This is a genomic window from Leptotrichia wadei (assembly GCF_007990445.1).
Classification (GTDB): Bacteria; Fusobacteriota; Fusobacteriia; order Fusobacteriales; family Leptotrichiaceae; genus Leptotrichia; species Leptotrichia wadei_A.
Window position 1 is genome coordinate 286,902 of the sequence record NZ_AP019841.1, and the last position, 12,199, is coordinate 299,100.

At 28.0% G+C, this 12,199-nt stretch carries 19 protein-coding genes; 6 read left to right on the forward strand and 13 right to left on the reverse strand.

What is annotated here, in order from left to right; translation table 11 throughout:
- Nucleotides 1–210 precede the first annotated feature (210 nt).
- Complete coding sequence (locus FVE74_RS01470) at nucleotides 211–1,824, forward strand: CTP synthase (protein WP_147002874.1); 1,614 nt, start codon at nucleotides 211–213, stop codon at nucleotides 1,822–1,824.
- Between the two features lie 115 nt (nucleotides 1,825–1,939).
- Here the strand turns inward: FVE74_RS01470 and FVE74_RS01475 are convergent, their stop codons facing one another.
- From FVE74_RS01475 to FVE74_RS01520, 11 genes are all read right to left on the reverse strand, one after another.
- Complete coding sequence (locus FVE74_RS01475; protein ID WP_147002875.1) at nucleotides 1,940–2,404, reverse strand: DUF333 domain-containing protein; 465 nt, start codon at nucleotides 2,402–2,404, stop codon at nucleotides 1,940–1,942.
- 243 nt (nucleotides 2,405–2,647) lie between these two features.
- Entirely contained in the window at nucleotides 2,648–3,697 is a 1,050-nt protein-coding gene (locus FVE74_RS01480; RefSeq protein ID WP_147002876.1) for a tyrosine-type recombinase/integrase, read from the reverse strand.
- A 5-nt stretch (nucleotides 3,698–3,702) separates the two neighbouring features.
- Nucleotides 3,703–3,879: a transcriptional regulator gene (locus FVE74_RS01485; protein WP_146964860.1), complete on the reverse strand. Its 177-nt coding sequence runs from the start codon at nucleotides 3,877–3,879 to the stop codon at nucleotides 3,703–3,705.
- Between the two features lie 39 nt (nucleotides 3,880–3,918).
- Complete coding sequence (gene bet / locus FVE74_RS01490; protein WP_147002877.1) at nucleotides 3,919–4,641, reverse strand: phage recombination protein Bet; 723 nt, start codon at nucleotides 4,639–4,641, stop codon at nucleotides 3,919–3,921.
- Between the two features lie 12 nt (nucleotides 4,642–4,653).
- Nucleotides 4,654–5,580: a DUF1351 domain-containing protein gene (locus FVE74_RS01495; protein WP_147002878.1), complete on the reverse strand. Its 927-nt coding sequence runs from the start codon at nucleotides 5,578–5,580 to the stop codon at nucleotides 4,654–4,656.
- 8 nt (nucleotides 5,581–5,588) lie between these two features.
- A complete protein-coding gene (locus FVE74_RS01500) occupies nucleotides 5,589–6,248 on the reverse strand; it encodes a YqaJ viral recombinase family protein (protein WP_147002879.1) in 660 nt (219 codons plus the stop codon).
- A gap of 9 nt (nucleotides 6,249–6,257) precedes the next feature.
- The gene (locus FVE74_RS01505) at nucleotides 6,258–7,004 is read right to left on the reverse strand and encodes a hypothetical protein (protein ID WP_147002880.1); all 747 of its coding nucleotides are present in this window, start codon (nucleotides 7,002–7,004) and stop codon (nucleotides 6,258–6,260) included.
- 30 nt (nucleotides 7,005–7,034) lie between these two features.
- A complete protein-coding gene (locus FVE74_RS01510; RefSeq protein WP_147002881.1) occupies nucleotides 7,035–7,214 on the reverse strand; it encodes a hypothetical protein in 180 nt (59 codons plus the stop codon).
- 43 nt (nucleotides 7,215–7,257) lie between these two features.
- Entirely contained in the window at nucleotides 7,258–7,389 is a 132-nt protein-coding gene (locus FVE74_RS12085) for a hypothetical protein (RefSeq protein ID WP_269473153.1), read from the reverse strand.
- Nucleotides 7,379–7,594 carry a hypothetical protein gene (locus tag FVE74_RS01515; protein ID WP_147002882.1) on the reverse strand — a complete coding sequence of 72 codons (216 nt, stop codon included), beginning with the start codon at nucleotides 7,592–7,594 and terminating at the stop codon, nucleotides 7,379–7,381. The genes FVE74_RS12085 and FVE74_RS01515 overlap by 11 nt, the downstream gene beginning before the upstream one ends.
- Before the next feature lie 10 nt (nucleotides 7,595–7,604).
- Nucleotides 7,605–8,015 (reverse strand): hypothetical protein, encoded by a 411-nt coding sequence (locus FVE74_RS01520; protein ID WP_147002883.1) that lies wholly within the window; start codon nucleotides 8,013–8,015, stop codon nucleotides 7,605–7,607.
- A gap of 181 nt (nucleotides 8,016–8,196) precedes the next feature.
- On the opposite strand from FVE74_RS01520, the gene FVE74_RS01525 reads away from it, so the two are divergent.
- The 3 genes from FVE74_RS01525 (at nucleotide 8,197) to FVE74_RS01535 (ending at nucleotide 9,949) form a co-directional block, all read left to right on the forward strand.
- Entirely contained in the window at nucleotides 8,197–8,646 is a 450-nt protein-coding gene (locus FVE74_RS01525) for a helix-turn-helix domain-containing protein (RefSeq protein ID WP_172617423.1), read from the forward strand.
- A gap of 237 nt (nucleotides 8,647–8,883) precedes the next feature.
- Nucleotides 8,884–9,642 carry a VRR-NUC domain-containing protein gene (locus FVE74_RS01530; protein WP_147002885.1) on the forward strand — a complete coding sequence of 253 codons (759 nt, stop codon included), beginning with the start codon at nucleotides 8,884–8,886 and terminating at the stop codon, nucleotides 9,640–9,642.
- A gap of 109 nt (nucleotides 9,643–9,751) precedes the next feature.
- Nucleotides 9,752–9,949 carry a helix-turn-helix domain-containing protein gene (locus FVE74_RS01535; RefSeq protein WP_147002886.1) on the forward strand — a complete coding sequence of 66 codons (198 nt, stop codon included), beginning with the start codon at nucleotides 9,752–9,754 and terminating at the stop codon, nucleotides 9,947–9,949.
- A 570-nt stretch (nucleotides 9,950–10,519) separates the two neighbouring features.
- Here FVE74_RS01535 and FVE74_RS01540 read toward each other — a convergent pair.
- Entirely contained in the window at nucleotides 10,520–11,209 is a 690-nt protein-coding gene (locus tag FVE74_RS01540; protein ID WP_147002887.1) for a hypothetical protein, read from the reverse strand.
- A 92-nt stretch (nucleotides 11,210–11,301) separates the two neighbouring features.
- Here FVE74_RS01540 and FVE74_RS01545 point away from each other — a divergent pair, with 92 nt between their 5' ends.
- Entirely contained in the window at nucleotides 11,302–11,481 is a 180-nt protein-coding gene (locus FVE74_RS01545) for a hypothetical protein (protein ID WP_147002888.1), read from the forward strand.
- 15 nt (nucleotides 11,482–11,496) lie between these two features.
- Here the strand turns inward: FVE74_RS01545 and FVE74_RS01550 are convergent, their stop codons facing one another.
- On the reverse strand, nucleotides 11,497–11,754 hold the full coding sequence (locus FVE74_RS01550; RefSeq protein ID WP_172617424.1) for a DUF1883 domain-containing protein: 258 nt from the start codon (nucleotides 11,752–11,754) through the stop codon (nucleotides 11,497–11,499).
- A 167-nt stretch (nucleotides 11,755–11,921) separates the two neighbouring features.
- Here FVE74_RS01550 and FVE74_RS01555 point away from each other — a divergent pair, with 167 nt between their 5' ends.
- A complete protein-coding gene (locus FVE74_RS01555) occupies nucleotides 11,922–12,161 on the forward strand; it encodes a hypothetical protein (RefSeq protein ID WP_147002890.1) in 240 nt (79 codons plus the stop codon).
- Nucleotides 12,162–12,199 lie beyond the last annotated feature (38 nt).

Sequence of the window (12,199 nt, forward strand, 5' to 3'; positions counted from 1 at the left end):
TTTTAAAAGGTGAAAATTTTTTTTTTCATCTTTTTTTGTGAAAAAAAAATAATTATTAATCAACGATTTGCTAAACCCTATTTAAAAATAGAAACTATATTTTATATTGTTTGCTAAATTTTGTTAAAAAAATAGAATAAAATGATATTTCAGTAAATTGCCAAAAGCAAATAAAATTAATAGATATATGAAAAAATGTAGGAGGAAAAAATGGATAAACAAAGTAATACGACAAAATATATTTTTGTTACAGGTGGGGTTGTTTCATCGCTTGGAAAAGGGATTGTGGCTTCTTCATTGGGAAGATTGCTAAAGGAGCGGGGATATAAAGTTACAATTCAAAAATTTGATCCTTATATAAATGTGGATCCAGGAACTATGAGCCCTTATCAGCATGGAGAGGTTTTTGTTACAGAAGATGGAGCGGAAACTGACTTGGATTTGGGACATTATGAAAGATTTATCAATGAAAATCTGACAAAGTATAATAACTTGACGACTGGAAAAATTATGTCAAAAATTATTGCAAAGGAACGTCGTGGAGAGTTTTTGGGAGGAACAGTGCAAACAGTACCACACGTGACTGATGAAATCAAGTATAATGTTATAAAAGCAGCTGAAGAAAATAATTCTGATATTGTAATTACTGAAATCGGTGGAACTATTGGAGATATTGAAAGTGATCCTTTTATTGAAGCGATCCGTCAATTGAAAAGAGAAGTTGGAAGAGAAAATATTGCCTATATTCACGTTACATTACTGCCATATTTGAAGGCTGCAGGGGAATTAAAGACAAAACCTACGCAGCATAGCGTGAAGATGCTTCAAGGGCTTGGAATTTCACCTGATGTAATTGTAGTGAGAAGTGAGCATCCTGTTGATGAAAATATTAAGAAAAAAATCTCGCTTTTCTGTGACATTGATGAGGAAGCAGTTATTGAATCACTTGATGCGGAAAGTCTTTATGAAATACCATTAACTATGGAAAAATTAGGACTTGCCGATGTAATTTGTAAACATTTTAAAATAAAAAATGAAAAACCATTGCTAAAAGAATGGACTAGTATGGTTGAAAAATTCAAAAATCCTAAAAAACTTGTAAAAGTGGCAGTTGTCGGAAAATATGTTGAATTAAAGGATGCTTATATAAGTATTCACGAGTCAATAGAGCATGCTGGATTTAATCTTGATACAAAAGTTGAGATTGATTACTTTAAGGCTGGAGAATTTGATGTGAGAAAATTGGCAGATTATGATGGAATTCTAGTTCCAGGTGGATTTGGTGACAGAGGAATTGATGGAAAAGTTGAAGCAATTAAGTTTGCAAGGGAAAATAATATTCCATTTTTCGGAATTTGCCTTGGAATGCAAATGGCCTGTGTGGAATTTGCAAGAAATGTTCTTGGGTACAAAGGCGCAACTTCAACAGAGTTTGAAAAGGACACAGCCTATCCAATTATCAGCCTTATGGAAGAGCAAAAAGGGCTTAAGGATATGGGAGGAACAATGCGTCTAGGAGCATATCCATGTGTATTAAAAGAAGACAGCTTAACTGCAAAAGTTTATGGAAAAACTGAAATTGCAGAAAGACATAGACATAGATATGAATTTAACAATGCCTACAGAGAAGAATTTGAAAAGGCAGGAATGGACATTGTGGGATTATCTCCAGATGGAAATTACGTAGAAGTAATTGAAATAAAAGATCATCCATATTTTATAGCTTCACAATATCATCCAGAATTTAAGAGCCGTCCAAACCGTCCTCATCCATTATTTACAGGATGGATAAAAGCGGCATTGAAAAAACGAAACGAAAGATAATAAAATTATAATGTATTAAATATTTTTTAGCAAGGGGTTAAAATCCCCTTGTTTATTTTATAAAAAAATGGCAAATTAAAAAACTTGCCATCTTTTTGTTAAAAATTTAAATTAATTAATTATTTTCTCTGTAATAATCCCATTCATCAACTTTTGTTCCGTTATTAAATCTGCATACTCCTCTTTCATTTCCATTTTTATCTTTTTCAGTAACAGATTTTCCACCTTTATCAACACAGAATTTAGAAGCTGGATTAGGCATTCCAATTACTGCCGCTTCAGCATCTCTTGCAGTATGATTTTGTCTGTAGTATTCCCATTCTTCCATAGCTGTACCGTCTTTTAACATGCAAACTCCATAATCACCTTTACCGCTTTTTACAATAATAGATTTTCCACCTTTGTCAACGCAGAATTGTGAAGCTGGATTCGCTGCTGTTACCTTTGCAGGTGCTGGAACTGTTGCCGCTGGCTTATTATTATCATTATTTTTCTTTTTAAAGAATCTAAAACTTGCTGACATTCCAGAAATAGACATAATAACCATCATTGCACTTACTGTTAATTTTAAATTTTTCATTTTTCTATCTCCTTTTTATTGTTTATAATCATTATATCATATATGTTCTCATTTTTTATATAACAAAAAATAAAAATTAAATTAAAATTTTATTTGCATATAAAATTATTCCCACTCTACAACTTTAATTCTTTTTCTAGTTTAAATACTTATTTTTATTTACTTTTATTTTACCAAAAAAAGTAAAAAATTTCAAATTTTAAATATTTTTATAAAAAAACAGTACCTTTTTAGTACTGTTCTTTATAAGTTATTTAGTATGTCTTTTATTAAATCATTGTCTTCTTTTAAGACATGTGAATATATGTCTAAAGTAGTTGATACTTTTTCGTGTCCTAGTCTTCTTGAAAGTGATACTATATTAACACCTTTTGATAATAAGAAAGTTGCATGAGAATGTCGTAAATCGTGAACTCTAATTTTTTTTAAATTAGCTTTCCGTGCATAGAAATTTATATCATTTTCAAATTTATGCTTTGTAAATCCCTCAAATAATCTAGTTTTTGGAGTAGGTTTATACAACATTTGGATAAAATTCTGTATCATATCAGTAACAAATTTAGGACAGTCAATAATTCTTTTAGATTTAGGAGTTTTCGGAGATGTTATAATATCCATTCTATTTATTCTCTGAAAACTTTTATTTATCCTTATCTTATGCTTTTCAAAATCTATATCTGATATTGTTAATGCTAAAAGTTCACCTATCCTGATACCAGTATAAAATAATATATTGAATCCAACTACAGACTCTTTTTTATGTTCAATTGCCTTTATAAATTGATTAAACTCCTCTATTGTCCATACATTCATTTCATCAGCATTCTTTTTCCCTATAGTTCCTGCGGCTAAACAAGGATTTTTTTTCAAATTATAAAATTTGACAGCATAATTCAATATAGCAACAAGTTGATTATTAATAGTTCTTAGATAAGTTTGAGCATAATTTTTTTCCATTAATTCATTTTGCCATTTTCTAACTAATAAAGGTGTTATTTCTTTTATTTTATATTTTTGAAAAAATGGTAATATCTTTTTATTGATAAGATATTTTTTTGTTTCAATTGTATGTAATTTTAGCCTATTTTTTAAATCATTCATATAAGATTTACACAAATTTTCAAATATTATTTCAGTATCAGATACAAAAGAGTTTATGTAATTTCTTTCATACTCCATTGCTTCTTGCTTTTTATTAAATCCCATTTTTTTAACTTTTTTAGAAATTCCGTTTTCTTTTACATAAAAAGAAACATACCATTTTTTGCTTTTTTCATCCTTATATGCTGGCATAAAAATCACTGTCCTATATTGTAACGTTCATTGAAGTATTTAGCATTTACTTTACCTTGCTGCGTTAAAAATCCTTTTTCTCTCAATTCTTCATTCAATTTTCTTATAATCTTATATGCCTTACCTTCTTTAACACCAATTATTTTCATAATATCATCACATTCATAAAACCATTTTTTCATCATTCCTCCATTTCTCTCAATTAACCCTCTTTGTTTATATTAAAATGGATTTCCATCATCTTCATTTTCTGATATAACTTCAACAGCATCTTCTATATTATCGTTAGAGTAAGATTCAGTTACTTGAACAGGCGTATTGTCTAGTTCGCTTTCATTTACACCCATTTCTTCTGCTTCATACATTCCGCTTAATTCTTCAATAAACGCTTCACGTAATGCTTGCACAATAGCTACTTTTGTTATCATTGTAACTGGGCGATTTTCCCAGTTTGTGTTAGGTGTTCCATCCTTTTTCTTTTGTATGTATTCGTCAAAATTAACTTCTTTTGTAATTGGATATTTCCAATCTTTTCTGTAAACTGTACACCAAGCCCCAACTAACTCTTCTTTATTTTTTCTAAGTATAGAGCCTTCACGTTTTATCAATTCCCCAGTTTCTTTATTTTCTACATATATCCCTACTTCTTTACCGTCATATTTTGGGTTTTGTATTGCCCTTTTTTCAACAGCATCTTTTGCCACTATAATTGCAGCTGGTTGGTTTCCATATTTTATTAAATAGGCATCCCTTATATAAGGATTAAGTCCTCTTGCTTTACAAAGTTTCATAAAGTACATTATTTCAGATTCTGTAACATTTGGATTATCTCCTGACAAATATCTTTTAACAAGATTTATGCTTAATTGCACATTGTCATTTCCTACTTTAAAATTCATTACCTTATCATCATTTTTGTGTTTTTCATTTCCTAGTCTTCCCATTTTTATATCCTCCTAAATTTGTTTGCTTTCTATTTTTATATATTCCAATCCGTAACTATTCACCAATTTTTTAAAGTCTTTCAGAAATTGGCTTGGAGCTTTTGGAAATCTTAATGTAATATCATAATATTTACCGTTTACGGCTGTTTTTTGAGTTTTCTTTACTTCATCGTTTTGTTGTTGTGTAGCCTTGATTGCTTCCTCTTTTTCACGTTCTTTTTTTACTTTAAGTTCAGCCAGTTCTCTTTGTTTTTCTTCTTCGGCTTTCTGTCTCAAATTTTCTTCTGTCTGCTTGATTTCGTTCTTCTTGCTTTCAATTTTTTCAGTAATAAGGTTATAATCCTCAGTCATTAAAAATTTCATTGATTCAAAAGTTATCATAAATTCAATTTCTGAATTTGCCTTTGCAATTTGTGAATTTATGAAGTCTTGTTTTTTCTCAAGCTCATCATATTGTTTTTGTACTTCGTTCTCAATTTTCTTGAAAGTAAATGATTTATCTAGCCATTTGTCATTCCATTCCAGGAAAATTTTTAATCCTGGGTTTCTTGTGAAGATGTTATTTATTTTCTTCTGTACTTCAACTTTCTTTTTTTCTCTTATTTTTTCATCATATCCTTTAAGTTGTTCGCCAATAAAGTTTGATATCCCCTTTACTTCTTTTTCATAAGTTTTAAGAGTATCAATGAGTATTTCGATATCAGCATTTGCCTTTTTCTGTATTTTCTTTCTCTCATCACTTATTTTCTTCTCAAGTTTATTTAATTTAGTTCTTTCTGATTTAGCTATATCAATATCATCTTCAGTAACGATCCAGCCTTCGTATTTCTGCTTAACAATTTTCATAAAGTTTTTCAAGTCATTAATATTACTTGAAACTTTAGCTGGCACTAGTTCTGTCACTTCAAACTCAATTACCTGTAATTCCTGTGTTCCCATTTTTCCTCCTATATTACTAATCTTCTTTTTGATGGTGGCTCGATATCATTAAGTATAAATGAATTGAACCATATCTCTTTTTTTATAATTTCTTTTATATCTTCCTCATCACGTTCAATAAAATATTGTTTGATTTCATGTTTATTATTTGCAAAAGCTAATTTTATATCAGCATATAATATTGCATATTTCCAACCAGTTACGTATAGATAATGTTGAATTTGTAAATAATATTCAATTGGAATATCATTTTGCCATTTCTCCTTGTAAATTTGATACGAATGGCATGTTGCCGTCTTAATTTCTAGAACTCCCATTTCTCCTTGTTCATTTTTCAATGTTCCGTCAAGATTGGCACTCATAAAACCAAATTTAAGGCTCTCAAGCGTTTTTTCGAGTTTATCCACAGTATAATTAGGGTTGTTGATTTTAAAGTGTTCTATAAGTAGATTTTCACTTAATTTTCCACGTTGTATTGCCTTGTTATCGCTCAGATCTTCCTGTTCACGCCTGCCTGTTTTTTCTTCCCATAAAGTTACAAGATTTTTATATTCATTGTAGCCCATTATAACACTTACATCGCTTCCACCAATGTGCTTTTGCCTTATATTGTGCCATTCTTCTTCGTTTTTATAATTTATTGCTTTATAGTTCACTTTCTTCTCCATTTCTTTTATCTATGCCCTGCTCCTAAGTTTCAATGCCTGTTTCCTGCTATAACCAGTCCATTTTATCTTGAATCCCGCTTCCTCAAACTTTAGAAGTTCCAGCATATCTTTTTCAAAATTTTCTTTTTCGCCTTCTTTAATCACTTCTTCAATTTCAGAGAATTTTTTATTTGTTTTTGTGATTAATGTTTTTAAGTACATTCCAGTTTTCTTGCTAAACTTTCTTTGTTCGGCTTCTCTTTTAAAGATCTTGTAATAAGCAAAGATTATAAACATTTGATGTAAAGCAGTTTCAGTAGTATTGTATCTAGTTTTTGAATATATCTTAAACTTAGATTTTATTTTCTCAAGTTCTTGCTCGTACATCTTTCTGAAATGTACAATGATAAATTCGTTCTTAAAATCTTTGATAACAGTCTGCTCAGGATTATGTAAATCTTCAAATTCAAATTCATTAATCAGTCTTGTCAAAGCTCTGAAGCTCCTTTGGACAATATCTTCAAGTTCAAAAGTACACCAAAGTGTTTGATCCTCTGTTATTTTTTCTATTTTAGTATCGCCGTTCTCAAGATTTTCGTCAGTTATTTTTGGAATCTTGAAATAATTTCTGTAACTTTTGCATAAGTTCGACAGAGACATCATAATCATTATTTTTGATTTCCTGTTTTCATCTTTAAAAATTTCCTTTGTAGTGACAGCTTTCTCTATAATTTCCTTTCTAATTTTTTTCTTTTTTGCTTTTTTTAGTACTCCCAAAACACATCCTCCTGTTCTCTTAAATTGCCCCTATTTACAAGACCCCATAAATTCTTTTGCTCTTTTTGGCATATACCATAACAGTATTGCTATTAAAAACGGAAATGCCACATTACCACCAAATATCCAATGCCCTTTAACTCTGAGCACTCCAATCTGAATTAGGGCAGTTGCTATAATTAGAATTATCCATTTCATTGTATTTGTCATCCGATCACTCCTTTTTCTTTATCTAAAATAATATATATTAATCCTAGCGAAGTGTGCAAATCCTACACTTCAGTTTTAATAATCTCTTGATTCTGTTTTTCAATTTCTTAGCTTCTTTTTCTTTTTTTACTTTCTCATTGTTGCTATTTACAATTTCCAATACTTCAAATTTCATTGTTGTTATCTCCTTTATTTTTTAAAAATTTTAAATTTGTGTTTTTTTCCAAAAGATGATCTATAAGTTTACAAGTTTCATTTACTGTTGTCTTACATCTTTTAGAAATTGTTAAAACCTCAAACCCACTTAGCCCTTTTCTTACATCCTGCCTTGTGAGTTTTAAGTCACTTAGGGCTTTTGCAAGTTCACACATCTTGTCCATTACATTTCTCCTAAATCAAATTATTTTTATACAAAATAGCAGCCATTTCATCACGTATCATATCGCATTCCTTATCAAACTCTTTTTCTTGATTATCTGTGTAATTAGGATTTTTCTTTTCCCAGTCTTCCCAAGCCTTTGCGTCTTCGATATAGTCTAATACAAGGCTTTCGAACGGTTCAAAATTAAAATCTTTTTCCTCATATCTGCAAACTATGAAATCGTGCAGTTCTTCTAACGAAATATATCGCAATTGATTTTCATATTTTGATTTAAATTCTTTAAATTCATTTTCTAAATGATTGCAGAAATCGTTGTATTCTTCTATCGCTTTGTCTTCTTCTTCACATAAACGATTCCAAGCCAAGTCTCTTGCTCTTTCTGCTTGTTCTGCAAATTTTAATGCTTCACTGTAGCTCATTTTTATCAACTCCTATTATTTCTCGTTTACATTTGACAACGAAATAAGTAAAAATTTTTTGTAAAATTTCATTTACATAGATATTATATATCATTTGTTGTTAAATGTCAACACTTTTTTGAAAAAATTATCAAATGACAACAAAAATATTGTATAATTATAGAAAAAAGGGATGATACTTATGTCAGATTTTAGAATAAAAGATGAACAATTAAAAGAATTAGGAGATTATTTAAAAAAAGTTAGAGAGAGTAAAGATTATTCGTATGGACAAGTAGCAGCATATACAAATTTGAATAAGAAGGAAATATTTATGCTTGAAAATGGACAAAAGAAAAAGCCTAATCCTTTTTATTTGAAGGCATTATCAGCCTTTTATAAAATAGATTTGAGTAAGTTATATAAAATAATTGGATATATGGATAACGAAGGCGAAATGTCCGATGAAATAGAAGATTATAAAATTGATGACGAGATGTTAAATTTGTTAAAATTATTAGATGTTAAAAGTCAAAAGAATATTTTAAATGAAATGGTAGAAAAAATTGAATATATAAAATTAAAAAATGGCGACTACAAGGAAGCGGAAGCATTGATACAAAAAACAAAAGAAAAAATAGATGAATTATAAAGAAAGAGGTGGCTTAAAATAACAGGAGATATAAGTTTAAGAATAGAAAATATTGATTTAGAATTAGAAAAATCTAATAGATTATATACATTTAATAATAAAGAGTATAAGTTTATCGAAGAGATAGCATTAGAACATTATAGGGAAAAAGGATATAACGGGATATTTACTCAGAATTTTTATTGGGCTCACATTTTTTCTTTTTTATTTTGGCAGGAAATATGGGATATTATTGATTTGAAATATCAATCTGATAAATTTCCAAAATATATAAAAAAATCATTTGAATTAGAAAAAATACGGATAAAACAAGATATGCCATTTGATTTATTTACAGATGTTTTCTTAAAAAATAGAGAAGAAATAATAGCTTACAAAATGCAACAAATTTTAGAAAATGATGCTGAAAAAATTCTAGAAGAAAATTATAATTTAGCAAAAAAACAAAGTTTCAAAAATAATAATAGAATTTTCAGAATGTTGGAGCGAGATATAGACAGATTTAAAATAGAAGATTTAAAACTTATATTTAAGTATTACAATATCGAAGATATAGTAAGAGTGCTTTTATTTTATATGAATAATATTGCTCAAAATCGTTCTGGGTTTCCTGATTTGATGATTTTTAATGAAAACGAATTGAAATTTATTGAAGTAAAAGGACCAAATGATACAATAAAAGAACATCAAATTGAGAAGATTATGTTATTGAATCAAAATAATATAAAATCAGAAATTTTAACTATAAATCATACTGAACGAAAATTGAATAATCTTACTAAAAAAATAAAAGAAAATTCAGAAAGTATTATTATAAAATATCCTGAATCATTACCGACTTTTTTGGAAAAATCAGAAAAACATAATTTAAATAGCTATTTGGAATATGGAGAAAACAACGGAATTAATATTTTTGCTTTTATAATTATAATTACTTTTATAATTGCATTTTTTCCATTTTATATATTATATTTAATATTCAAAAAAAAGAGATAGTAAATTTTTTAAGAGCTTTTAAAAAAGGCTCTTTTTTTTGTTAAAATAAATTTTTTATATTCGTTGACATTTAACAACAGATGTGATATAGTTTTAACGAGGTGATAATATGGCTAGAAAATATAAAAAATCAAATGAACACCCTGAATTTGCTAGATTTAAATATTTGATAGAAAAGAATAAATTGACAATAGATGAATTTTCTAAAAAAATTGGGTGTTCAAGAAATGCAATTTATAATTTTTTTAAATGGGATAGGAAAAAACAAATCCAGCAAATTTTTAGAAAATTAAATTTTTTTGATTAATTCGTTGTTAAAAGTAAACGATTTAATTACTTGATTTTTTTAAAATAATAATCAAGTTAATCAATTCAGCGATTTCTTTTAATTTTTTATCATTATTTTCCATAATAATTACTCCTTTCGTTTAAAGATGTAATTATTTTAATAATGATTAAATTACAATTCAAAAGAAAGGAGGTGTGAGATGAAAATAAAAAAACTATGGATAAAGATTATATCCATAGTGGCTGAATTTTGGATTAATATACTGCTGTTTCATATACCTGTAAGATTTAAGAGGTTTTTCTTTGTAAATATTTACAAAATAGTGATAGCGAGTATATTAATCATTTTAGGAATTATATTGTATTTTATTTTAAAATTCTTAATATAAATTTATAAATCTAAGAAGTAAAGGAGGTTTAGCGGATTGAGAAGAAAATAAGAGTTAAGAAGGGAGAGAAATGAAAGATATAATAGCATTGATAATTTCTATGATAATTTACCATTTTTTTCAGGAAAAAATTAAAAAGATAGTGATGTATTCACTACCTTTTGCAATATTATATTTATTGATTAAATCAATTTTGTACGTTACTTTTTAGAAAGTTTTTTAAAAATAAAAGAAATAAAAGCAGGAGTTCCAATAGCAAAAGTAAGTTCAGCAAATTTCTTTGGAGTTTTATATTCCAAAACTATAACACCAAAAGATTTTAAAACTTCAACAATCCATTTGAGAACTTCTAATAAAACAGGCTCCAAAGCAGTAACAAATGTCGTATATGGTGCAAGCCAAAGAAAAATATAACTTGCAAATCCTAAATAAACAGAAATATTTTCAGGAATTTCCAAGTTTTGAAATATCCTGATATATTCATTTAATCGAGGTTTCAAAAAAATAACCGGAAAATTTTCGATAACAACTTCAAATTCCTCTTCTTGAGTAGAATTGTAAGCGTCAATAGCGGAATTTATAACATTATTCCAGTAATTATGATTTTTTAGATAAACTTCAGATAAAATTTTAAGATTTGAACTTATGGATTCAAATTGTCTGTGAATATCAGGAAAATTAATTTGTTTTGCCAAGATGTCTAGATTAGTCAAATTAGCAAAACTCATTTGTTGATTGATTAAATTAACACTTTGGAATGCTGAATTATTAATAGCTTCTTGTAATTTTTGAACATTATTCATTGCTAATTGGATTCTTTGAATATTAGGATTATTCATCAATCTTTGAGCAGCTTCCATAGAAGCAAACAAATTTTTAGGAATAAGCATAATAACACCTCCTTTCATGAGAATTTGATTTTATTTGGCGATATTATTATAACTCAAAAGGGGGCAAAAAAGAAATAAGGGAGGTGGGAGAAATGGATAAACTAAGTAAATGTCTAAAAGTGAAAGATAAAATAGAAAATGACAAAACATCAAAAGGAGTTTGTGTCTTTGTAGTTGATCCACGAGGAAACAACATAGGTTATATTATGGTCAATGAAAAATTAGAAGTTATGGACAGATTAGAAAAAGGATACAAGGTAAACGGGGAATAATTTCCCCGTAAATTATCAAAATTTTATTACAGAAACACTAGCTTTTACATTGCCGTTTGCTACTATTACATACCAATGATCATAATGTGGAATAGGAATTTTAACTGGAGACTGTTTATAATGTCCACCATAATATTTTACTCTTCTTCCATTTTTATAATTTGACAGATTGGTGTAATTGACAAGCATAACATCGCATTCCGTTCCGGTTAGTCTGACTTCTACAATATTACCTTGAGATAAGTGTTTTAAATCAAAAAGTAAATATTTCAAAATAACCTCCTCCTTTCTGAATTATATATTTTAGAAGATACCGGCAAGTAAAACTGAAAATATATAATTTCAAATTTAATTTATTATACTTTGTTAGCACTCTTTTCTAATTAATGCTAACATAGTTAGAATATCACAATATTTTGTGTTTTTCAAGGAGGAAAAAAATGTTTAAAGAATTTTTAGAAAAGTGCCTAAGATATGAAAATTTGTATATCTTAGAGGAGACAGGGAATAGGGAAAAAATTAAGAGGATTAGCAAAAGGCACGGCAAAGTAACTGAAGCAAGTGTATTACTGTTTGATTCAGGAACAAAAAGGACTACGATAAACGAAATATATCTTAACAGTCAAGGATATTTCATAATTCGAGATCAGAAAAGATTGAAATTGGAAAAATTTAAGTAACAAAAAAAGCACTTCAAATGAAGTGCAAAAACCCCTAA